This window comes from Alteromonas antoniana (genome assembly GCF_019249295.1).
Taxonomy (GTDB): domain Bacteria; phylum Pseudomonadota; class Gammaproteobacteria; order Enterobacterales; family Alteromonadaceae; genus Alteromonas; species Alteromonas antoniana.
Window position 1 is genome coordinate 25605 of sequence record NZ_JAESDH010000031.1, and the last position, 23295, is coordinate 48899.

Sequence of the window (23295 nt, forward strand, 5' to 3'; positions counted from 1 at the left end):
TAACTCCGCTTGCGCCTGGCGGATGCACAGCCGGGATGGAAGCCAGTATATATTGACCCATTGTCGTTATTTACAAACCGATGCATCGGCGCGGATATCGCTGGAAACAGACTCGTTATTGCGCTTGCTGGTTAGCTCAACCTGACCGTGTGACAGGGTCAAATCGACGTCGCCAATCCAGTCAACCCTGGCCAACTTATGTAATTCGTAGCGGCCAAACGGAAGCGAACATTTCACGTAAATGTGATGGTATGCTTTGCCCATAGCTCCCGGGTCAGACGTATAGACGTAAACTGTCTCGCCGTCGCCGGAGGCTTCTTTGTGCAGATAATGGCTGTGGGTGATATCCGAATGAAAAAACACTGTTCCCAAAAGCAAAAATGCCAGTTGAATCGTGCCTGCCAGAATGACACTTACTTCAATTAACCCTTTTAGTACACCACGCTTAACGCCATAAGGAAGATAGGTTGCGCTTCTGGTTAACAGATACAGCCCTGCACTGATACTGACAATCTTTAGCAACCGTATCCAGTAAGCCAGTTGGCCCATAAGTTCAGGCGAATGCCAGCGTAACTGTCCGGTTGTGCTGAAAAAGACCGTTTCAGCCAGAGGCAAAAATACGAGTGCAAGGATAATCAGGATACGTCCGCCGTGGAGAGCAGGGCTGTCTGGAGCTTTCATCAATTCTGACATCCGGGCTCGGGGAGAGGAAAGCGATGCTCGACGGGTTCACGATCGGTTATTCCCTTTGCAACGAGCTCACCGTCTACGATATCTACAGTGAGCTCCGTCATCCACAAGGCTTTACCAATATAAATTTGTTTGTAGCGGTGAAACGGAAGTGAACACTTAAGATAGAATTGTTTACGTGGCATAAAAAAGCTGCCGTAGGCGTGCGAGTAGACATACACCGTTTTCTCTCCAACCACATTTTCAGCATGAAAGTTCTCTGGTGCGCTGGCCTTAGGGTAAAAAAATATCAGACCCAATATCAGTAATGGTATCTGAATCCAACCCAGAATATGGGTGCTTACGATGTTGAAATTGCGTCGCACTGTACCGGTAACTTTCGTCGAAATAGCGTTAGCAACGGAATGGTGACAGAAGGTAAACAGCCCGAGACCGAATAAAACCATAATCAGTTTAATCGCTCTCATCCAGTATTCAGCAACCTCCATTGCTGCAGGGGAGTACAGGCGGATGTCGGTGCCGAAACTGACAAAAACGGTAAGAATGAGCGGAACATAAATAGCCAGTACGGCTATTCGATACGTTCTCTTTGGCACTTCCATGTTGCCTCCCTCCACATTACGCTGTGAACTCCGCAGTTCAACGATACTCTCAATCAATATAGCGTGACTCTACCAGCGCTAAATGATTCTTTCTCCGATTTTCTGTCTAATAGTTGATAGAACTACTCAAGTATTAGATAATTACCCTCTTCTTTAAGTGCACTGGCACTTACCCTACTTCGAGGTATATATGACTGTAGAAACCGCGTTGCCAATCGAGTTTTCAGATGCGGCAGCCCGAAAAGTAAAAGCCCTCGTTACAGAGGAAGAAAATCCTGAGCTGAAACTTCGCGTGTATGTGACCGGAGGCGGCTGTTCTGGTTTTCAGTATGGCTTTACCTTCGATGAAAAAGTCAACGAAGGTGACATGACCATCGAAAAAGACGATGTCACACTGGTGGTCGACCCCATGAGTCTGCAATATCTTGTAGGTGGCGTGGTCGATTATGTCGAAGGCCTTGATGGCTCACGCTTTCTGGTCGAAAACCCGAATGCCACCACTACGTGTGGATGTGGCGCATCTTTTAGCGTCTGATAATCTTATCGCGAAGCCAACCCATGGCTTCGCGCTTGCCACTCTGCTTTTTTCTCGTCTATTGTAATTGATGCAGCATCGCGTTTCGCGATGCGCTGATCAGGGAATGTGTGCTCCTTGCCCACGTCGTAATTGCAGTAAGGATCCACAGGGCTTTCTTTCGCTTACCCGGTGTGAAAAGGGAACGAAACATGAAATTGTATGGCTCTACCACATCACCGTACGTCCGTCGTATTCGCGTGGTGTTAGCACAGACCGACCATGAGTTTGTCGACTTGCAGATTTTTTCCGGTGAAGACAGGGCGCTACTGGCTTCACGAAACCCGGCTATGAAAGTGCCTTGCCTGGAAGATGATGGCAGAGTGATTTTCGACTCCAGAGTCATATACGGTTATTTGTCTGAAAAATTTGGCTTCTCTCCGCTGACCTGGGACGAAGAAAATATGCTGACGCTGATTGATGCGGCCAATGATTCCTTTGTACAGCTTTTGTTGCTGGCCCGCTCGGACATAGACACCAGCGGTGACGAGCTTCATTTCAGGTTGCAGAAAGAGCGTATTGAGGCAGTGTTCACCTCCCTTGAAGAGCAGCTGTCAGCCGGGCTGTTTGGCAAATGGACTTATCCTGAAATTTGTCTGTACACCCTGATTGACTGGGTTGAGTTCAGAGAATTGCACGATTTGACAGACTATCCGCGATTGCGGGCCTTTCGCGAAAAGCATGAGGATCGTATTGAGCTGACCGCGACCGATCCCCGGCAGCAAACCTGCTAACGGCATGCTTCATTCACACGTTGAGTGCCCGCAGTTCTGCTTGCCGCTGTCCTAATAGCCGCGTTCAAAATCCAGTTGGTAGTGGAGCGGCTCGGCATTGAGATAGCGGTCGAGGTTCTCCGCAAACACGCGCGCAACATCTTCGGGAGCAGAGATGGCTGCCGTATGCTGGCTTACCCATACTTTAGGATGTGACCAGAAGGGATGGGACGCCGGTAACGGCTCCTGACGGAAAACATCTAGCACGGCAGCACGCAACATGCCGTTATCTAACGCGTTTAGTAACGCGGAATCGTCTACAGCACTGCCACGTCCAGCATTAATAAATACCGCGCCTTCCGGCAGCGCACTGAGAAAACGCTCATCAATGAAATTAACCGTCGCGCTGGTATCGGGCAACAGGTTCACGATGGCATGACACTTTGCAGCGAAGGTCTGCTTATCGGCAGAAGCAAACATGGCATCGTAACCCGGTTGGGCTTCGCCTTTGCTGTTAAGGCCGATAACGCGCATACCAAACGCATGCGCTACGGGTAGCAGCGAAGACGCAATGGAGCCTGCGCCCAGTATCCCAAGCGTGGTGCCCTGCAGTGTGCCCGGCGCGGGTTGCATCCAGCGGTGTTGTTGCGGCGCACTCTCAAGTGCTCTGAAAGTATCGATATCCCGGCTGAAATGAAGCAAATAGGCAAACACATACTCACGCATCTTTTCGCCAAATATCCCCCTCACACCGGTTAAGGTGTAATCCTGCTTGGCCAGTTGCAGCAGCGGTTTATTGCCTGCCCAGGTCGACTGACACCACCTTAGCTGATGACATTGTTCTACCACCTTTACCGCTAAATCCGGATCTGCCAGCAGAATGTGAACCTTATCTGTATCAATATCGTCGGCACGGGTAGCACATTGAACGATACGTAACGCATTACAATTTAACGCAGTAATCTCATTTTTCAGTAAGTCAGCATCCCGACTAAGGATGGTTAATTCGGCGTTTCTGTCCGGCATGTCTGCTCCGTTAGTAAAGATATCTTTCCTCGCCATCATCAGCTGTTAACACGCAGTGTGTTTATAAATTGTTATCAACAAATTACATTCTCGTAAAAATAACAATGAGAGAACACCTACATGACAAGCAATCTGGATCACGCGAAATGTCTGTCGCCACGTCGTAATACAACCGCTGCAGGCTCTGTGGAAGAACTGGTAAGCGAACAACTGGAACATTTCGGTATCAGCAGTGATTCTGAGTATGGTAAAGCACTGAGCAGCACCGCGACAAATTTATATCAGGCGCAGTCTGATGTAATGAGGCTGTGGGATATTACCAGCAACTCACTGAAATCATTAAATAAAGAAGACCGTCTGGCGTATTTCAATGCCAAGAAATTTCTGTCCTTTCAGATAGCTAAAATCTTAGATACGCTGCAAAACCCTTTCCGCGCGACGTATCAGAGCTTATCTGGCGGTAACGGCTCGCAGGGACATTACCCGCTGTTTGACAATGTCACTGCACTGTTTTCGGCCACGCCGGTGATCGTGCGCACGGCAACCTATGTGTATGCCTGTACTGAATGGGTCGACGATGCCTTCCAGGGCAAAGAGTTTACGCATCAGATTTATTCGCGGCTGCTCAACCCGACCAATATTTCACTGGCCAATGCCATTGTTGATATGGAAGCGGGCCCGTATTCGGCAGATTACCTTGCCTGGAATTTTAACTCTGGCATGGCTGCGATTGATGGTCTGCTTTCCAACGTGCTGTCACATGGTGACGTGCTGATCGTAAGTCGTAATGTGTATGGCGGCGTGTATCAGTTACTGCACGATTATTTTGCCCGTGAAAATCGTATGAACATTCAGCTGGCCTGGTTTGATGGTTACACCAAAGAGGCGTTTGAGGCGTTCTATGAAGAAACCCGTCACACTTACGAAGACAAACTGAACAATGGTGCGAACCTGCATGTGTATCTGGAGTCGCCGTGCAATCCCCATGGCTATGTACTGGATGTTCCGGGGATCTCAGAGGTCGCTCACGCTAATGATTCGCTGGTGATGCTCGATTCGACACTGGCAACACCGGTACTGCATCAGCCACTGCAGCACGTCAACAAAGCGGCAAGACCGGATTATATTGTTCACAGTTACACGAAAGACATTTGTGGCAGCGGCGCGACCACCGCCGGCGTTGTGATCGGGGAAAACTATCGCATGTTCCAGCCGAAAGGCGCCTGCATGAACGGTTACGACTGGTCAAAGACCCTGTTCTGGGATGTGTATTACATTAAAGGCGCGTTTCTCGATTCGGAAAAAGCGTTTGATGTATTAAACGGCATGAAAACACTGGAACAGCGTATCAAGAGCAAAGTCATTAATACGAAAGTGTTCACGGCATTTCTGAATGCCCATCCGCAGCTGCGTGTGAACAGTCACGCGGTGGTAACTCATGACAATGCCGGGTTGTGTGAAAAACAACACACGCATGGCTGGCCATGTGCGCTGTTTACCGTGGATATGGCGCCAGCAGAGCTGGAGCGGGAAGTCTTTGTGCGTTTCTTTGATGCGCTGGAGCCGGCATTCAGTCATCAGGTCAGCATCGGGCAGACCAATACCATTATTCTGTGCCCTGCACTCACCTCGCATTCTGAACTGAGTCCTGATGAGCAGAAAAAGGCCGGTATTGAACTCACAACCATGCGCATAGCCATGGGGACAGACAACGTGAAGCAACTTATCGCCCATTTCATGCTGGCTGCTCGCCACTTTATCGACCCACACGCTCCGGGTTTTTCGGCAAAGTTCATGTCGCCGGAAGACGTTGATAATCTTTATCAGCGGGTCAGTATGGAAGTGTGTGAACAGTACTATTCCAGCGTGCCGAAGACCGCTGAACTGCTTCAGGAATAGCACAAAACGCCGATACCCTGTAGACTCAGAATTCGCATTTTCTACCGGGTATCGGCATGTATCATTTCACCCTCAACGTCACATTCCACGCTTCACCGACGCATATTTTCGACGCTTTTCACAAACCTGAACTGTTAATTCAGTGGTTTGCACCGGGAAACGTGCAGGTCTCGCAAATCATGTCGAACTTTACCGAGGGCGGCCGTTACCGCATTCAGATGACAGAGCCAACCGGTCAGCAATACACACTCACCGGTGAATACACACGCATTCTGGCCAATGAAAAGCTGGTGATGTCCTGGGCATGGGAAGACAACGACGAAGAATCGATCATCACCACGGTAGATATCGAGTTTGAATCGAAGGACGATAACACCACACAGCTTACGCTGGTGCATTCAGGGTTTGTGAATGAGCAGGAACGCGACCAGCACCAGCAGGGCTGGATGGCGTGTTTTGAAAAGCTGGCGGGCATTCAGCAGTCACTGGAGTAAAAAGTTGCGAGACCGTTTGTTGCGCTCAGTATGCCACGTCAGAGGCATTTGCAGGGCAGGGGACGTACCGGTGTTCAATAGCTCTGGCGCTAAGACATATGCGCTGACAGGTGGTTTCACTGTCAGGCGGTAACCGCCATCCCTCATGAAACGGACCTTGATCCATAACAACCGCTTGTTACTATCCACACGATGCACAGAGGACGACCTTGCTGCATCATTCTTACACTCTTGGGGACGACCCCAATATGGAGCAGTCATGAGCTGGTTGATACTTATTCTCGCGGGCTTATTTGAAGTCGTCTGGGCGGTAGGCCTTAAATTCACTGATGGATTCAGCAAGCCGCTACCTTCTGTGATCACACTCGCTGCGATGGGGGCAAGTTTTTACTTCCTGAGTCTGGCGATGAAAGCATTGCCATTGGGGGTTGCTTACTCAGTATGGGTTGGCGTAGGTATGGTTGGCGCGGTCATCGTGGGTATCATGGCGTTTAACGAATCTGTAAGTGTGTTAAAGCTGGTGAGTGTGTTGCTCATTATCAGCGGCATTATCGGACTGAAATTATCCAGCGTGCAGTAATATCATTGTTTTTCTCTGAACTTAGCCTTTCTATTGAGGATAGACAGCGCGTTTACGTTATGCTCCTACCGGAAAGCGGAAAGCGGAAAGCGGAAAGTTAAAGCGAAGCGTTGTTGATGATGCCCACCAGAGGGCGGGCATCACTAAAACATAAGCGCAATAAAACGGTGTTACTCGCTTAGTTTTTCAAGCTCTGTCCTGTGGCTTTCCTCACGAAACTCGTCATAATCTGAATACCCTTCAGCACCGCCACCGTACCATTGTGACGGGTCATCGAACGAATGCAGTTCCACGTTGTGTTCGTAGCGATAAGGTAAATCCGGGTTAGTGATCCAGGGGCGGCCGAACGCTATCATATCCCCGTCGCCATCAGCGATACGCTTTTCAGCGGTCTCTTTGTCGTAACCACAGTTTCCGATGAGCAGACCATCGAACAGGGCACGAAACTCTGCCAGCGTCATCGGTTCACCGAGTTCGTGAAAACCAAATGCCAGGCCATCCATCACATGCAGATAGCCTATCTTCAGCTTATTTAACTGCTGTGCGACATACGTGAAAGTATCGCGATAGCTATCATGCCCCATGTCATTGAATACCCCGTTCGGGGATAATCTTACGCCGACCTGAGCCGCAGGCCAGATCTCAAGCACCGCATCCATTACTTCAGACAGGAAACGATACCGGTTCTCCAGGCTGCCGCCGTATTCGTCATCTCGCTGGTTGCTGCGTGCATCCAGGAACTGGTTGATGAGATAGCCATTGGCTGCGTGTACTTCAATGCCGTCAAAACCAGCAGCTTTGGCGTTAATTGCTGCCTGCCTGAAATCCTCAACAGTGCGACGAATGTCATCATGGGTCATCGGCTGAGGTACTTCGTAATCTTTTTTGCCTTCAGGCGTGTGAATTTGATCGCCCTCCAGTTTTACTGCAGACGCTGACAGTGGTAACTCACCATTATGAAAGTCACTGTGCGACGCACGTCCGCAGTGCCAGAGTTGCAGGACCATCCGGCTGTCAGCAACATGAACGCGCTCCGTCACCGATTTCCAGCCGGCAACCATTTCCTCTGTCCAGATCCCTGGTGAATCCACCCAGCCCAGCGCTTCTTCTGATATTGACGTCGCCTCTGAAATGATGAGCCCGCCGCCAGCGCGCTGAACATAATAGTCTCCCATGATCTTATTTGGGACGCGGTCAGAGCCTGCACGCCCACGTGTCATTGGAGCAAGCACCATTCTGTTTTTTAATGTGAAATCAGCCCATTTAGCGGGCTGAAATAACGGAGAGTCCGACATACATCGTTTCCTTATTCATTGTGCCGGGTTCGCCCGGCGATAGTATTTTGTTTCGCCTGGTATCCAACTGTCACTGACGACAGCTGCAGCGGGTTGCTTTGATGACAGGCGTATTCTTAACCTGATTCAGTACGACTGAGTGTGGCAATACCTTCGTCAGTTGCGTGAGAACAGGCAAATACCCGGCTGTCTGCCATGTTGCGATACCGGCATCGACAATGAATACAGAAAAACGCCGACATTGGATTGCAACAGGCGTCGCATGCGGCAAATCAGTAACTCGTTAAACGTATTATGAAGCGGGGGTCAGTGTGCCTAGAACAGCCGGACGGCTTGCGCCAGTGACGGCAGGAACGTTGCCTGGAATTTTCTGTGTAAATGCATAGGCCAGCCACGCAAACGCCGCGCCTTCAACCCACTGCGGATGGATACCCACGGTTTTACTTGTTGATATCTGGCAATCAGGTAACGCCCGGGATAATGCGTCCATCAAGGTGTGATTAAACGCCCCGCCACCGCAGACTATGATATCTCCTGAAGACGGCTGGCTACGAACAGCATCACTGATACTTGTTGCTGTCAGTGAAAGCAGCGAGGCCTGAACGTCCTGGGGCGCGATAACCAGAGGTGTTATGACATCGTGAAGCCAGGTAAGATTGAAGTACTCTCTGCCGGTGGATTTTGGGCCATTACGGTGAAAGTACGGGTCGTCCAGCATTCGCCTGAGTAAGCGGTTGTCAGGTGTTCCGCCCGCAGCCCACAGGCCCCCCTCATCGTACGGGTTACCTGTGTGTTGCCTGCACCAGGCGTCCATCAGAGTATTGCCCGGGCCGGTATCAAACCCGGTAACCCCTTGTGAGTTGTGCTTTGGGGCAAGTACACTGATATTGGCAATACCACCTATATTGACTACGGTTCGTGATGCCTGCTCGCGGGCGAATACTGCCTGATGAAAGGCGGGCACCAGCGGCGCGCCTTCACCCCCCAGCGCAATATCTTTACGTCTGAAGTCAGAGATGACATCGATACCGGTCAGAATCGCCAGGGTATTCGGATCGCCGATCTGCAGAGTAAAACCGAAGGTTGACGCAACGCGGTGTACGGCTACACCGCCAGGGTGGTGCCTGACCGTTTGGCCATGAGAACCCAGCGCGACGATATCGTCGGGCGCAAGATGATTTTTCTCAAGCAGTCGGTTGACGGCGCGGGCAAAGGTATCTGCAACAGCGCGGTCGGCACTCCCCATTAAATTAATTTCTTCGCTACCGGGCGAGCACAGTGAGTGCAGAATAGTGAGCAGTGGCGTCGGATAAGGATAAGAAACGCAGTCTATTGTTTGGACGCTATTCTCGGAAATGTCACAAAGGACGGCGTCAACGCCGTCCATGCTTGTTCCTGACATCAGCCCGATGAAGTAGGCCACGGGCTTACTTCATCGCTAGCATAATGCGCTTTGTGGTATCCAGCTGTGCAAGACGGTTTTCTGCAATTTGCATAAACTCTTCCCGCTCTTCGGATGCAATCGGACGTGCTTTCGGTAACTCCACGGTACGTGGGTTGCGGTGAACACCATCAACCAAGAATTCATAATGAACATGCGGACCTGACGCCAGGCCCGTGCTGCCGAGATAGCCGATGGTCTGGCCCTGTTTTACCGTCTCACCGACTTTAACCGCACGCTTGGTAAAGTGAAGGTACTTCGTGGTGTACTTCTCGCCGTGCTGCACAAACACGTGGTGACCGTTGTACTTGTCGTAGCTGGACTTGACGACTTTACCGTCACCCGTTGCCATGACTGGTGTACCGACAGCCGCGACATAGTCGGTGCCACGGTGTGCTTTCCACCGTTTCTGTACCGGATGAAAGCGCGCTTTCGTGAAGTTTGAACTGACGTATTTGAAGTTTACCGGCGCTTTTAAGAAGCTTTTGCGCATGCTGCGGCCTTCAGGCGTGTAGTAGTTACCGTCAGTGTGCTGAATGGCCGCAAAACGCTCACCGCGATTCACAAATTCCGCGGCAACAATATCACCATAACCGACAAACTCGCCATCGATGTAGTGCTCTTCATAAACGACATTAAACGTATCGCCACGGCGAATTTCCATCGCGAAATCAATATCCCAGCCGAAAATACCTGCCAGGTGCATGATTTGGTTATTGCTTAATCCGGCGTCAACGCCAGCATTCCAGAAACTGGAGTCAATTTCACCCTGGGCAAAGTTGTAGCGAACGTCGACATCTTTTTTCTCAAGATCGGCTATCAGTTTTTCGCCACTCTTGTCGGGTTGGATTAATAACGTCTCTGTGGCGGAAAGGCGATACTTGAGTTCACCGAAGCCACCCTGGGCTGATGGTCTCAGGAAGAGCTCGTCTCCAGGCAACAGGGTAACCAGCGTTTTCGCCAGTTCACCTGCCTGCGTGACATTGTAAACATCGCGAGCGCTCAGGCCGGCGCGTTTAAAAATTTTTGCCAGTGTATCGCCGCTGCGAACTTCATAGCGATCCCAATTACTGTCATCTTCCGTAAGTACAATGTCGGGGGAGTCGGTAATCGACAACTCAATAGGATAACGCACACCGGCGTCCAGCGTGAAAGCTTCCTGATGACGGCTGGCTTCCACCGGATCCGATGGCAGTAAAATTAATGCACCCAGAAACGCGGACGCGATCGCCAGACCGGTACGATGGGGCTTGGGTAAATGTTTGAGGTTTTTTACAACCGCAGAATTCTTCAAAATCATTCTCATATAACTACCTAACCTGAGAATATCGCGTTCTACCGCGTCTTTCTACATGGATTGCTCAAAAAAGCAACATATTATCCATTCTTATTAGAAATGCGCTTTCCAACTGGAAATCCGCTTTTTGACAGTCAGGTCTTTCATTGGTTCATTCTGATGCGTAAAATGCCCGACCTGGAATTTAACGCGAACACGAATGAGTGCAGAATAAAACATGAGTGACTGGCAAACTGCTTTAGCTGAAATAAAACGGGGCACGGATGAAATCCTGCCTGAAGACGAGCTAATTGAAAAACTCAAATCAGGTAAACCTCTAACCGTAAAGGCCGGGTTTGACCCCACAGCGCCCGATCTTCACCTCGGTCACACTGTACTTATTAATAAACTGCGGACATTCCAGCAGTTAGGCCACAATGTTGTTTTTCTGATTGGTGATTTCACCGGCCTTATTGGCGATCCTACAGGGAAAAATGTCACACGCAAGCCTTTAAGCAAAGATCAGGTATTGGAAAACGCTAAAACGTATCAGGAACAGGTGTTCAAAATACTTGATCCTGAAAAGACCGAAATCCGCTTTAATTCTGAGTGGATGGACAAGCTGGGTGCCGATGGCATGATCAAGCTGGCTGCCAGTCAGACTGTGGCCCGTATGCTGGAAAGAGACGACTTTAAAAAGCGCTACACTACCGGCCAGCCGATTGCTATTCATGAATTCCTGTACCCGCTGGTACAGGGCTGGGATTCTGTTGCGCTGGAATCCGACGTAGAGCTGGGCGGTACCGACCAGCGTTTTAACCTGCTGATGGGTCGTGAACTGCAAAAAGAGCAGGGACAATCTCAGCAGGCTATTGTCATGGTGCCGTTGCTGGAAGGCCTGGACGGTGTTCAGAAGATGTCCAAATCACTGAACAATTATATTGGGATTACCGACACCCCTAACGAGATGTTCGGAAAGGTGATGTCGATTTCTGATGAGCTAATGTGGCGTTATTATGATTTGGTAAGCTTTCTGCCATTAGACGAGATTGCAGCATTGAAAGCGCGCGTTGAGGGTGGCGAAAACCCGCGTGATATTAAGATCCTGCTGGCAAAAGAAATTATCGCGCGCTTCCATGATGATGACGCGGCAGAAAAAGCCCATCAGGACTTTATTCAGCGCTTTCAGAAAAACGCCATTCCGGATGACATGCCTGAACTGGACATCGAGCTTGGTGAGGAGGGGATCGCAATTGGTAACCTGTTAAAGCAGGCGTCCCTGGTGGCTTCAACCTCCGATGCCATGCGTATGATTAAGCAGGGCGCAGTGAAAATTGATGGCGAAAAAGTGGAAGATACCCGTTTGTTGCTTAACCAGGCCGGTGAGAATGTCTATCAGGTAGGTAAGCGGAAGTTTGCCCGTATTACCCTGAAGTAAATGATAAAAGCTTTGCGGGCAGGCTGCGAGCCGCGTGGATTGCTTCCTGCAGAGCTACCCGTTTAAGATAGAAAAAAGGCGCTTCGATAGCGCCTTTTTTGATCGTGTTTATGATTAATTACGCAAGTGACCGGCAGCAGCTAACAGGCAACCTTTTTTCTGTCAGTCTTACTCTGCCACTTTCGCCCAGGCATAAAGGGCGCGCAGCGCAATGCGTCGCATGCCGGAAAAAGGATATTCTGGCAGGTGATCATGGTAAACCGGTAACCGGGTATCGACGGGCGTGCCTAACATCTTTTGCGCCAGGCGCTTACCCGCCAGTGCCGCGAAGGAAACTCCCGAACCACAATAGCCCATGGCATAGCCGATTTTACGCTCTTTGTCCGTCATAATGCGCGGCAGATTATCCAGCGCAACGCTTACCCAACCGTTCCAGAAATACTCTGTTGAGATGTTATGAAGCGCTGGAAAACTGTACTGCATGGCCTTTTCCAGACGCAGGCGAGATGCGGCGTCTCCGCGCTCACTGGCACTCACTGCACCCCGTCCGCCAAACAATAAACGACCATCAGGTAAGACGCGGTAATAATACTTCATCATTCGCGTATCCATCATCATCATTGGTCGGTTGAGACCGGTTGCATTGCGCTGTGCCTCAGTTAATGGCGCGGTAACAATGATACTGGACTGTACCGGGAACTGGCGTTTATCGACGCAGGGATGAAGCACTTTCGGGGTGTAGGCATTTGAGGCGATAATGAGTTTTTCAGCAGAGATCTTGTGTGAGTCTGTATGCAGTTGGAACTTACCACCTGTATCACTGATACCCGTGATCGGGGTGTGGGTGACAATGCGAACGCCACGCTGATGACAGGCGCTTGCATAGCCATCAACCAGCTTCAGCGGATGTAAGGCAAGGCCGGGTTGAATAACGCCACCAAAGGCATGCTGAATGTTTAGGTGATCACGAAGCGCATCTGCATTGACGAATGTCTCGTCGCTGTCAAATGTGCTGCGGTTATGCTTTTGCGCAGTCTCAAGCGTTATTGCACTTTTGGCGTTGTGCGCAATTTTGAGATAGGGACCTGCCTGCATATCGCAATCGATAGCGTACTGCTTCACCCTTGATTTCAGCAGGTCAACGGCGTAATTAAATTCATCACGCATCCGAAGCGCAATGTCTGTATTCCATTTTTCGGCAATGGCGCTGAGGGAGTAGCGACCGGTGCCCTTAAGCACAAATCCTCCGTTGCGACCGGCGCAGCCAAAACCAATATCATGGGCATCAACCACCGTGACATCTTCTCCGGATTCGGCCAGCTCAAGCGCGGCTGACAGACCCGTGTATCCGGCGCCGATCACAGCAAAGCGGGTGTGGATGTCGCTATCAGGTGGCGCGTACGATGCGGGGGTATGCGTGGACGCCCAGTAACTGTCAGGCCGAGGCAGATCCGGTGTGACGCCAGTGCTTTTAAGCGGATCGTACAACACTTAAAATTCCAGTAACATTTCCGCGCCTTCACAGTTGCAATGTTCCGGACAAACCGGACAGTCATAGCCTTCATAAATCGACTCGTAGCGCCATTTATCAGCATGTTTTTTGATAAGCACGCCCCCGTTTTTGCTGAAATAACGATAGGCGCTGTTGCCGGGGCTGGCCAGCCAGATATGAGCAAGCCCTGCCTGGGCGCCTTGCTTTTTAGCCTGTTCCACAGAGAGTTTAAGCATGGTGCTGCCAATGCCGGTGCCCTGCATTGCAGGGTCTACAGTATTACATTTGAAGTAACACACTTTGGTGGCATCGACCGGCCAGTCATCCGGCGTACACCACTTGTCTTCCTGCCATTTTGAGTGGGCATAGGTTAGTCTGAAGCCGACAACCTTGCCCTGATAAAGCGCTACCCAACTGGCATTTATGCCATCGTGAAAGCTCTTTTCATACATGTCTTTGAGACTTTCTTCGCTGAGGTATCCGTCTCCCTGTACCTCATTACCCAGAGTAATTACGCCCGCAAAATGGTCTTCGGCCAGTTCCTGATAGTCAATATCCTCAGCGTTAATGTCAGTTGTCATCGCTTTTTACTCCATCTAAATGCACGTCCAGCGCCTCTACTGAGATAAGAATTTCGCGCACCGACATCCATAGTGAATATAACAGTGCGACCAAACTGGCGGCAAACACCCAGTTGCCCACTTTCTGGTAGGTCAGATAAATAGCCAGCATCGAGACAACACAGAGGAAAAAGCTGGAAACGCCGGCAATTTGCATGCGCTTGATAAGCTGTATGCGCGTGCGAAGATTCTTAAGCTGAGCCTGCGTGTTTTCGTCGCGCTCTTCTTTGGCAAAGTTTCTGATAATCGTTGCCAGCGTCAGAAAGCGGTTGGTATATGCCAGCAACAGCAGGGATATCGCGGGGAACAACATCGCCGGCGTAGCAATATCAATGATCATGAGTAGTCTCTATACACGTTAAGCAGTTTCTATACATATTTAGTTGTCTCTACACTCTGGGTGCGTTGAAAATCGCGGAAGGCGACGGAAGATGCGACCCCGTCTTCCCTGGTAAAAAGAGTAACCGTTTGTCGCCTTTGCGGGAAGTGTAGTTTACACGATGAACGGTCAGGTCGCTGAGAAAGAATGCGCATTGTGCCAGACAAAACTTATGCTGTTATTTACGCGTCTGGTCCGTCGACAGTGAAGATGAGATGCCTGCGCATGTCTTTTAATACGACGCCCTTTTTGAGTAAGGCCGCGCTTAAACGTTTTTGCCACTTCTTTACTTCAGGTTTCGCCGCAGCCAGTGCCTGCTCATCAGTAAACTGAAAGCGCAGCAACAGCGAGCCGGGAAATTGATGATATTGCACGTCGAACCAGCACTGCACCATACCATCAAGCGCTTCCCGGGCCTGTGCTTCAAGCATGTCGGCAACACTGAATACAATGGCCTGCTGTTTTTTCTGTACTGCGGAAAGGGTTTTCATTACAGGTGTTTCTCAATCGCTATTTCTACGCTTTCGGTCACGTCAGCCCCTTCAATGGTTAACCACATTTGTCCGTCCTGTATGGTTACCTGAATTTGCATGGAGCGCTGCACGGCGTTGGCCAGCGTTGCAGCCAGAGCTTCCGGCAGCGTAAATACCGATAAATTCTTTCTTAGCTGTAGCTTCGACTTCTCTTTTTTCCACCAGGCATCAAAGCTGTTATCGGCGTAAGAATAAATCATCATCTGCTGACTCTGATTACAGCCTTTCTTTATGCGCTGCTCTGACGGCTGACCTAACTCAATCCACAGCTCTATTTCATCGCTGAAGTTCTTTTGCCACAGGTCGGGGACGTCATCATCAGATAAGCCTTTGGTAAACTGCAGTCGCTCATGGGCATTGACGATAAATGCAATTACACGAAGCATCATGCGTGCGTCGTTCTCTGAGGGATGTCGGGCAATAGTCAGATTGTGATCGTTATAGTAGTTGCGGTCCATATCGGTAATCGATATGTCAGCTTTAAATATGGTTGCTTTAAGAGCCATGGTTATCCTGAGTAGTCACGGTGCAGCGACGGAGACATTGGCATCGATGTCATCCGCTAAATTTGGCGCGTATATTATCAGTTATTGTTAGCTGTCGTCCGCAATCAATCTCAAAATACGTTGAGAGCGTGCTGCACCTGGATGCTCATCAATCATTTATTACCACTACACCACGTCTCTGTCTGATAAAGACCGCACTGGCACGTTTGTGCAGAATTCTGGCCCTATCCGCGCCAGACAAGTTGTTTTTGACGCGATTTAACGTTGCATTACCATTAGCACAATAAAAACGCTGCAACCGGGAAACCGGAAGCAGCGTTTGAATCAATGCGTCAATTTCAGAAGCACGCTTTACGACATTACTCGTTTTGGGGCTTGAACAGTTCTACGTTCGCACCTGGCTGAGAGCGCTGCGCGTGCAGGAAGTGCATGTGGCGCTCGAAGTGCTCAAGGATATCGGCAATCACTTGATCCTTGGTATACCCCATCAGGTCGTAGCCCTGACCGCCTTCTACCAGCATAACCTCAACCCGGTAGTAACGTTCATCACCCTTAACCGATCCTCTTGCGAAAGAGGGCATCAGATGCTTGCTGGGTCGCAGTTCGTAGTAGAAGTCCTGCGCACTTTGTAAATCTACTTTCAGTGCCAGATATTCCTCTTCGGCGTGGTTGCGATCAATCAGATCCACTTTCAGCTCGCGGGCCTCAAGCTCTTTTTTCACGGCCTCCATACCCGGCTTCGCCACATTATCCAGGAAGTCCTGGCATTGCTTCTCATTCGGGAAGCTCATGGCGCGCTGCAGACGTTCAGTCCAGCTTTTCGACCCTTCACCCGTGTGCGGGAAGGTAGGCAGATTGGCATCGATACTACGTTGCTTTAAGCCTTCAAGACGCAGCGCTTTCACCAGTCCTACCATCATTACGCACAATACAATAGCAAAGGGTAATCCGGTGACCACCACAGCACTTTGCAGGGCCGTTAACCCATCTGCCATCATCAGCGCAATGGTCAGAACCCCGATTATCGTGGCCCACATGATCCGCATCCACGAAGGAGCATCGCTGTAGGGGTCTTTCAGAATCGACGTCAGATTAGACAGCACCAGCGAACCGGAATCACCTGAAGTGATGAAGAAAATGAATGCCAGAATACTAACGACAATCGTGGTCAGGCCAGCCCACGGGAATTGTTCCAGGAACAGATAGATTGCTGAGCCCGGATTATTCATGGCTTGCTGACCGAATTCTTCAGCGCCCCCCATGACCATGTCGATAGCGCTGTTCCCCATGACGGACATCCAGACAATCATAAAGGTCAATGGAAGGATTAGCGTGCCGGCAACGAATTCAGCGATAGTGCGACCGCGTGAGATACGTGCAAGGAAAAGCCCTACAAACGGCCCCCACGCTATCCACCAAGCCCAGAAGAATAGTGTCCAGGCATTGAGCCAATCGGTAGGCTGGTCAAATGCATAAGTTTCAAAGGAGAGGCCAACAAAGCCGGTGACATAATCACCGATATTGGTAACCAGCGCGTTCAGCAGGAAGCGGGTATCGCCAACGAACAGCACGAACAGCATCAGAAGCAGAGCCAGCAGCATATTGAATTCTGACAGCCTACGGATGCCCTTATCTACCCCGGTGACGGCTGATATGGCGGCAAATACAATCACTACCAACGCCAGTATTATTTGCGTCATGAGGCCTTCAGGCACGCCAAATACGTGATTCAGACCATAGTTCAACTGTATTAGTCCGATACCCAGGCTGGTAGCCAGTCCGAATACGGTACCCAAAACGGCGGCAATATCGACGGTATGCCCAATGGGGCCGTAAATACGTTTACCAATCAGTGGATACAGAGCCGAGCGGATAGCCAGGGGTAAGCCCAGTCGGTAACTGAAGTATGCCAGTGTCATTCCGACCAGCGTATAGACACCCCAACCAGATACTCCCCAATGGAAAAGGGTAAGCTCAATGGCGTTACGTGCTGCTTCCGCCCCTTCTCCTACACCTATGGGAGGCGCTAAATACTGAGTGATCGGTTCGACGACGCAGAAGAAAATGAGGTCAATACCGATGCCTGCGGCAAAAAGCATGGCAGCCCATGTGAGCAAGGGAAACTCCGGTCGGGTATGGTCCTGCCCAAGCCGTATTTTTCCCCAGGGTGAGAGTGCGATGACGATAACAAACACTAAGTAGGCGACAACGACAATAAAGTAAAACCAGCCGAACGTGGATGAAATCCAGGACAGTGCAGCACCTATCGCGCTACTGGCTGCTTCAGTAAATAGTATTGCCCAGAGGGCAAAAAATGTAATCCCGATAACTGCGCCATAAAACGGTATCGGATTGACGCGGACCTTTTCCTCTTCCCCGTCATGCTCCTGCTTACTCTTTTCCGACATCACAATATCCTCACTTTATTCTGATACGTATTCAGGTTTCCTTTGCTTCCAGCGCGTCATTGCCAGTCCCTGGGTAAATGAGTGTGCGCATAACATCGTTACTGGTGTGCAACGAGTATAGGCGCTGCTGGAAAAAGCGTTGGGTGAGAAAAAAATACGAACGGGTGTCAGCCATTACGGCGGTACCGCTTCTGCCAGGTTGATGTCAGTGGCAACGGATATCTCACGGCGCGTATCTGATAAATGTGCCGGATAACAGTAGTGTCGGTATCGACAGTGTGTTGTCCACATAAACCACGTTTATATTTTTTTCTCAACACATAAGCACCTATACGCAGTTCAGGTTAACTTTGGATTAGCACAAATAAATATAAATACCTGAGAAGAAGTGTATTTCCTGGCTGTGGATATAACATTTACTGCGCGTACGAAGCATGAACAAGACGCGGTATAGAGACTACTCAGGTTTTTCTGAAAGTGAGGCAGGCCATCAGCGCTATGCGCTACGAGCCAAAAGGTATGCGTGAGCAGAGAGAAAAAAGTGATAAATTCTCAGATACCCGCCGTTAAACGGGCAAGGGGAAAGTACTACATTTGACTGACAGGCAAGCCGGATTCGCTCCACCCCAGCATGTCACCCTCCAGAGAACGCAGAGAGGTAAACTTCAGATCTTTAAGCACCTTCATTGCCAGCTGAGCGCGCCGTCCTGAGCGACAGTAAACAATGACAGGTTTATCCTGCCAGCCATCAAGTTCATCAAGGTAAGACTGGATCTGGTCATGCGGCATGTTTACCGCACCGGGAATATGCCCTTCGTTATATTCCTCTTCCGAGCGCACATCAATGAGCAGCCACTCATCATTTTTGACCCGTTCGATGAGATAAGGAGAGGCTTCAACACTGACGGGCTGTTTTGCCACGGCATCGCATTGCAGGAAAAACCCGCTGATGACGACCAGAGCAAAAAGAATACCCACGACCAAAATACGCATAGAAAACCGTAAAGATGACGCTGAACGCCAGATGGCTTCAAAAGATACGGCTAATGTAACGCTTTTCAGGGCATAAATTCAATGTTTTCCCGTCAACAATCAGGCGTCTCTGATGGCTGAAATCGAGTGACAAAGTGTGCTGAGTGCAGGTAGCAGTCGCAGGGTGAACCGGCTGGTAATATCCGGATCAACGGTAATCAGAGGCGCTTGCAAAACATTCCGGTGCGGCTCCCAGAACGCGCTGGCTTGCTGCACGGACGCCCGGGTAGCTGCAATTAATATCGCAGGCTGACGTTTAAGGACTTCCTGTACGCTTACCTGCGGGTAGTCGTTTGGGGCATCAGTAAACAGGGTGCGGGCACCGCAAATCGTCAGCAGACGATTCGGCCAGGCATCTTGTCCTACGGTCATTAATGGGGATGTCCAAGAGTAATACAGTACCGGCACCGGCTCATCGCGGTGATATTGCGCTCTGAGCGAGGCAAGCTGCTCTCTGTAAGCAGATGCCAGCGCTGCTGCACGATTCGATTTATCAATCCGCTTACCCAGTGCTTGTAGCTCATCTGCAATATCTTCAGGAGTACGCACCGAAGACAAAAATACGGTAAAACCCAGTTGCTTTAGCCGCGCAATATCCTGGGGTTTGTTGCCACCTTCCCAGGCCAGCACAAGATCAGGCGAGAGCGCCATAAGCGCGCGAAAGTTGACGCCATTATAGTCAGCAACCTGAGGCAGCGCCTTTGCCGCATCGGGATAGTCGCTGTAGGCACTAACGCCAACCAGGGCATCGCCCATTTCCAGGCTGTAAACCCATTCGGTAAGGTGCGGTGCCAGGGTAACAATGCGCGGTGCGGCAGCCGCGCTGGTGGCTGACAAAATACAGATAGCGAAACACACGGAGTAAAAACGCATCATGGCAGCGCCACCTGGTTTGCCAACATGCCGGTTACCAGCAATGTTAAACTGATCAGGCTGACATAAAGAATCGCAGCGCGGATGATGGCGCGTTTGCAGTAAATCATGTCAGAGAATCGGACCTCTCTTGGGCCGCCGACGCGTTGATAGCGATATTTTTGTCCCTGGTAATAGGCAGGACCGCCAAGCCGAATTCCGTTGCCACCGCCAAATGCCGCCAGCAGCAGGGATGTGCGATCTTTTACCGGTGCACTTTTCAGTGCTTTGATTGCGCCGACTATGTCGGTAACTAACAACATGACGCATGCCATCAAAACACACGGTATCCAGTTTAACAGGCGCACGCATTTTCTTACCGGCATACCGAAATAGCGGTAGCCTCCGCGCCTTGGATGCCATTCCCAGGAGAGTAACAGCAGCAATCTGTACGTTAACGCCGCGATGGGTCCTGCTACCAGAAACCAGAATATGACCGCGCCGTACAGGTAATAAAACTTTAGGACCAGAGACTCAATGGCGGCTTTGGCAATGCCAATGTCGGTAAGTCTGTCGCATTCGCGCAGCACCATTGCTGATACCAGCTCGCGACTCAGCGCTTTTTTATTTTTACCTACGGTGTTTACAACCTGGCGATATCGATACCGCTCATGACTGAAATCGAGTACAGCGATCATGATGATGGCATCAAAAAAAACCGGATACTCTGCCAGGTAAACCAGCAATGCGGTAAGAACTACCAACGGTGCGATAAGCACAACCGCTCCCAGTGTACCGGAAATATAATGCTGCGCAGGGGCGTCCTGTCGCGATGGCAGGACCTTTTTGCCCATCCCTCTGGCCAGTAAGCGCATCAATGTCAGCGGGTGGTAGGAAACCGGCCATCGCCACACGGCGTCAAGCAGCACGGCTACCAGCAATATCACCAGCGAAGAGAGCACTGAATTAGTAAGTATGGCCTCCATGGCGCAAAATTCAGTCGGCTTTCCGGGCCAGCCTGCGGATCATTTCCATAACCAGCTGGGCAGAATGTTTGGCCGCCGTATCTAAGTATTCTTTAAATGACACGGATGACGTTTTGCCGGCGATATCGGATAACGAGCGGATCACCAGAAACGGTACATCAAGCATGTGACAGGTTTGCGCAATGGCTGCTCCTTCCATTTCTACTGCGCGCATGTCAGGAAATTTACGTCTTAGCTCGGCAACAGCATCATCTGAACCGATAAACGCATCACCAGTACAGATAAGACCACGAACATGTTGTAAACCGGAAAGCGTCTCAGCGGCGCCCTCTGCAGCCTCTACCAGGGTCGTGTCTGACGTAAAGGCTTCTGGCAGGCCGCCGGCCGGCTGGCCTAATTTGTAGCCAAAGTGTGTCAGGTCGACATCATGGTGTTTCACTTCACTACCAATAACCAGATCGCCAATGGTCAGGTTGGTATCGAAGCCACCCGCAGAGCCGGTATTAACCACGTAATCCGGAGAAAATCGTTCTATCAGCGCGGTTGTTGCTAACGCCGCCGCCACTTTACCGATACCGCACTTAACCAGAATGACCGAAACACCGTGCAAGGTGCCTTCAAAAAAAGTCAGGTGAGACCATTGTGTTTTACGCAGGTCGCTCAACGATGACTTAAGCAATGCCACTTCTTCGTCCATTGCGCCCAGAATACCAATCTTGATCATGTACATTTCCTGTTATTGCTGCTGACAGCATTATGCCGCGGTAACCCGCGGAAGAGATTCCGCTAATTGTACTGGCAAATATCCAAAACTGACAGGGAGAGGAGGTGGGAATATGAAAACCGTGCGGAAGACAGGGGGCGTCTGTCCGCACGTGAAAAAATAACCGGTATTACGCTGCCGCTTTGCTTGAACGCAATGGGCGGGTAGGGCGGTTTGGTTTTGCCGGATTCAGCGTTGGCGTTTGTGCCACACGTTGTTGCATGCGTCGGTAAGGCAGCAGTTTATGCTCGATGCATTCGCGAATATCATCCACGCTGTAACCTGACTTGACCTTAATTCTTGCCAGCGGCATGCCGGCTGCATCTAATGCGCCAGAGACAAACCAGTCGCGCTGGGTCTTGTAACCGTCTTTGCCCTGATTGTGGACAAGATCAATCGCCATAATAGGGGACATGTCCTGCTTATCACACAACACGAAATCAAGCTGACGGGAAGAGGCTCTCGACAGCGCTGCGCTGGCCTGCTTTTTGTTCGTGGCCTGACGCACCTGCAGTAAATCACTCAGCTTTACCCGGCAGACAATACGAAACTCATTGCCGACAGCCTGCTCGATTAGCTTCAGAAACGTTTGCTCAGCCGGTGTAAACAACGACGTCTTTCGCCTGAATGGAAAAGCCACACCGTTATCGGACAGTTTCATTGCACCCAGGGCTACCACAATTAGCAACATCAATAAAATTAATGCCAGTTCCATAATGATCCTCACAAACCGTTATTGTCAGTCACAAGCGTCAGAAAAATGACACTAAAGTCGGTGACTGTGATTTCCTAGTGGATTTTGCAAGGGAAGTGCCAATGCGTCTGACTTTTTCACTTTCGCTGCAAAGCCCGTGAAATCTGCATTTGTGTAAGGGGGGTAAGGTATGTGTAAGTTAAATTTGCGAGAGATGTGAGTGTCAAAAAAGCGGGCTTTAGCGCATGTGTCGCGGCGTTAAGGACACATGCCTGCAGTCAGGGTCGTTGTTAGCTTTTGGCCGTTACCAGAATATCTACCTGCGTGCCATTGCCGTCCGGAGAAACTACCACCCGGATCGCGTTGTCTTTGGCAACCAGCAGCGTTCGTTGGTTGAACGTGCTATGAACGGTAAGCCCGGGGATCGCCTGTTGATAGAAGTTGATCACGTTTTCTTTATTGTCCGCCATAAAATATACCATGCTGGCGGGGAATACACTGTCATCCACAGCGGTGTCGAAAAGCTGACATTGCTTGGCTGAGTCAGGCACAGCAATGCTGTGAAACGCGGTTGGGCACGTTGACGCAGTATCAACCGACGGAGCGTGTTCCATTTTCAGCGTATCAGATAGCGCCGCGCCTGAAATCGCCAGGCTACATACACTAAGTGCGATTGTGCGTGCGAGAGTTGTTGTCATGGTGATTACTACCTCTATTACGTGCGGCCACTGGCAAGAAGCCATAGACTCATTCGCATGTTTCTTAAGTATAGTAGATAGGGCGCCGGGTAAACGCAATCAGAACCGCTTGCGTTTAGGTATTGCAGCGGATGACAGGGTATCAGTTTGTACCCCGTGTGCGGGAGCGTCACTGATGCTCAGATTCAGCTTGGGTCGTCGGGCAACAAAAAAGGGGCCGTGTGGCCTAATGCCAGTCAGTTAAGAACTGACTGGCATTTTTCTTTTCACTGGATACTTCTTAGGTTTGAGTCTTACACAGCGT

At 50.3% G+C, this 23295-nt stretch carries 24 protein-coding genes; 6 read left to right on the forward strand and 18 right to left on the reverse strand.

Annotated features, from left to right (window positions below; genetic code table 11):
- Positions 1–66 precede the first annotated feature (66 nt).
- Together JKP77_RS19375 and JKP77_RS19380 are read right to left on the reverse strand one after the other, a co-directional pair.
- Positions 67–681, reverse strand: a complete 615-nt coding sequence (locus JKP77_RS19375; RefSeq protein WP_218312821.1) for a hypothetical protein — start codon at positions 679–681, stop codon at positions 67–69.
- The gene (locus JKP77_RS19380) at positions 681–1292 is read right to left on the reverse strand and encodes a hypothetical protein (RefSeq protein ID WP_218312822.1); all 612 of its coding nucleotides are present in this window, start codon (positions 1290–1292) and stop codon (positions 681–683) included. Before JKP77_RS19380 ends, JKP77_RS19375 begins: the two co-directional genes overlap by 1 nt.
- A gap of 190 nt (positions 1293–1482) precedes the next feature.
- Here JKP77_RS19380 and erpA point away from each other — a divergent pair, with 190 nt between their 5' ends.
- Complete coding sequence (gene erpA / locus JKP77_RS19385) at positions 1483–1827, forward strand: iron-sulfur cluster insertion protein ErpA (RefSeq protein WP_218312823.1); 345 nt, start codon at positions 1483–1485, stop codon at positions 1825–1827.
- A 191-nt stretch (positions 1828–2018) separates the two neighbouring features.
- Positions 2019–2600, forward strand: a complete 582-nt coding sequence (locus JKP77_RS19390) for a glutathione S-transferase family protein (RefSeq protein WP_218312824.1) — start codon at positions 2019–2021, stop codon at positions 2598–2600.
- 51 nt (positions 2601–2651) lie between these two features.
- Here JKP77_RS19390 and JKP77_RS19395 read toward each other — a convergent pair whose 3' ends face one another.
- Complete coding sequence (locus tag JKP77_RS19395) at positions 2652–3605, reverse strand: D-2-hydroxyacid dehydrogenase (protein ID WP_218312825.1); 954 nt, start codon at positions 3603–3605, stop codon at positions 2652–2654.
- A gap of 120 nt (positions 3606–3725) precedes the next feature.
- Here JKP77_RS19395 and JKP77_RS19400 point away from each other — a divergent pair, with 120 nt between their 5' ends.
- The 3 genes from JKP77_RS19400 (at position 3726) to sugE (ending at position 6578) form a co-directional block, all read left to right on the forward strand.
- Entirely contained in the window at positions 3726–5504 is a 1779-nt protein-coding gene (locus tag JKP77_RS19400; protein ID WP_218312826.1) for a trans-sulfuration enzyme family protein, read from the forward strand.
- 56 nt (positions 5505–5560) lie between these two features.
- Positions 5561–5998 carry an SRPBCC family protein gene (locus tag JKP77_RS19405; RefSeq protein ID WP_218312827.1) on the forward strand — a complete coding sequence of 146 codons (438 nt, stop codon included), beginning with the start codon at positions 5561–5563 and terminating at the stop codon, positions 5996–5998.
- 259 nt (positions 5999–6257) lie between these two features.
- On the forward strand, positions 6258–6578 hold the full coding sequence (sugE, locus tag JKP77_RS19410) for a quaternary ammonium compound efflux SMR transporter SugE (RefSeq protein ID WP_218312828.1): 321 nt from the start codon (positions 6258–6260) through the stop codon (positions 6576–6578).
- A 170-nt stretch (positions 6579–6748) separates the two neighbouring features.
- Here sugE and JKP77_RS19415 read toward each other — a convergent pair whose 3' ends face one another.
- The 3 genes from JKP77_RS19415 to JKP77_RS19425 form a co-directional block, all read right to left on the reverse strand.
- The gene (locus JKP77_RS19415; protein WP_218312829.1) at positions 6749–7873 is read right to left on the reverse strand and encodes an alkene reductase; all 1125 of its coding nucleotides are present in this window, start codon (positions 7871–7873) and stop codon (positions 6749–6751) included.
- 292 nt (positions 7874–8165) lie between these two features.
- Complete coding sequence (locus tag JKP77_RS19420; RefSeq protein ID WP_218312830.1) at positions 8166–9296, reverse strand: anhydro-N-acetylmuramic acid kinase; 1131 nt, start codon at positions 9294–9296, stop codon at positions 8166–8168.
- 4 nt (positions 9297–9300) lie between these two features.
- Positions 9301–10620 carry an OapA family protein gene (locus JKP77_RS19425; RefSeq protein ID WP_218312831.1) on the reverse strand — a complete coding sequence of 440 codons (1320 nt, stop codon included), beginning with the start codon at positions 10618–10620 and terminating at the stop codon, positions 9301–9303.
- A gap of 208 nt (positions 10621–10828) precedes the next feature.
- Here JKP77_RS19425 and tyrS point away from each other — a divergent pair, with 208 nt between their 5' ends.
- Positions 10829–12028: a tyrosine--tRNA ligase gene (gene tyrS / locus JKP77_RS19430; RefSeq protein WP_218312832.1), complete on the forward strand. Its 1200-nt coding sequence runs from the start codon at positions 10829–10831 to the stop codon at positions 12026–12028.
- A 168-nt stretch (positions 12029–12196) separates the two neighbouring features.
- On the opposite strand, the gene JKP77_RS19435 is transcribed toward tyrS, so the two are convergent.
- The 12 genes from JKP77_RS19435 to JKP77_RS19490 form a co-directional block, all read right to left on the reverse strand.
- Positions 12197–13519, reverse strand: coding sequence for an NAD(P)/FAD-dependent oxidoreductase (locus JKP77_RS19435; RefSeq protein WP_218312833.1), 1323 nt, complete (start codon positions 13517–13519; stop codon positions 12197–12199).
- Entirely contained in the window at positions 13520–14101 is a 582-nt protein-coding gene (locus JKP77_RS19440; RefSeq protein WP_218312834.1) for a GNAT family N-acetyltransferase, read from the reverse strand.
- Positions 14091–14480, reverse strand: a complete 390-nt coding sequence (locus JKP77_RS19445) for a DUF2721 domain-containing protein (RefSeq protein WP_218312835.1) — start codon at positions 14478–14480, stop codon at positions 14091–14093. Before JKP77_RS19445 ends, JKP77_RS19440 begins: the two co-directional genes overlap by 11 nt.
- Positions 14481–14701: 221 nt before the next feature.
- The gene (locus JKP77_RS19450; protein WP_218312836.1) at positions 14702–15010 is read right to left on the reverse strand and encodes a hypothetical protein; all 309 of its coding nucleotides are present in this window, start codon (positions 15008–15010) and stop codon (positions 14702–14704) included.
- A complete protein-coding gene (locus tag JKP77_RS19455) occupies positions 15010–15558 on the reverse strand; it encodes a YaeQ family protein (protein ID WP_218312837.1) in 549 nt (182 codons plus the stop codon). Before JKP77_RS19455 ends, JKP77_RS19450 begins: the two co-directional genes overlap by 1 nt.
- A 359-nt stretch (positions 15559–15917) precedes the next feature.
- Positions 15918–17966: a choline BCCT transporter BetT gene (gene betT, locus JKP77_RS19460; protein ID WP_218312838.1), complete on the reverse strand. Its 2049-nt coding sequence runs from the start codon at positions 17964–17966 to the stop codon at positions 15918–15920.
- A gap of 588 nt (positions 17967–18554) precedes the next feature.
- Complete coding sequence (locus JKP77_RS19465) at positions 18555–18959, reverse strand: rhodanese-like domain-containing protein (RefSeq protein WP_218312839.1); 405 nt, start codon at positions 18957–18959, stop codon at positions 18555–18557.
- A 99-nt stretch (positions 18960–19058) separates the two neighbouring features.
- The gene (locus JKP77_RS19470) at positions 19059–19874 is read right to left on the reverse strand and encodes a cobalamin-binding protein (RefSeq protein ID WP_246601300.1); all 816 of its coding nucleotides are present in this window, start codon (positions 19872–19874) and stop codon (positions 19059–19061) included.
- Entirely contained in the window at positions 19871–20836 is a 966-nt protein-coding gene (locus JKP77_RS19475) for a cobalamin biosynthesis protein (RefSeq protein WP_218312840.1), read from the reverse strand. Before JKP77_RS19475 ends, JKP77_RS19470 begins: the two co-directional genes overlap by 4 nt.
- Before the next feature lie 10 nt (positions 20837–20846).
- The gene (locus JKP77_RS19480) at positions 20847–21560 is read right to left on the reverse strand and encodes a 5'-methylthioadenosine/adenosylhomocysteine nucleosidase (protein ID WP_218312841.1); all 714 of its coding nucleotides are present in this window, start codon (positions 21558–21560) and stop codon (positions 20847–20849) included.
- Between the two features lie 169 nt (positions 21561–21729).
- Positions 21730–22314 (reverse strand): DUF2726 domain-containing protein, encoded by a 585-nt coding sequence (locus JKP77_RS19485; protein WP_218312842.1) that lies wholly within the window; start codon positions 22312–22314, stop codon positions 21730–21732.
- Positions 22315–22583: 269 nt separating this feature from the next.
- Positions 22584–22991, reverse strand: a complete 408-nt coding sequence (locus tag JKP77_RS19490) for a hypothetical protein (protein WP_218312843.1) — start codon at positions 22989–22991, stop codon at positions 22584–22586.
- Positions 22992–23295: the final 304 nt, after the last annotated feature.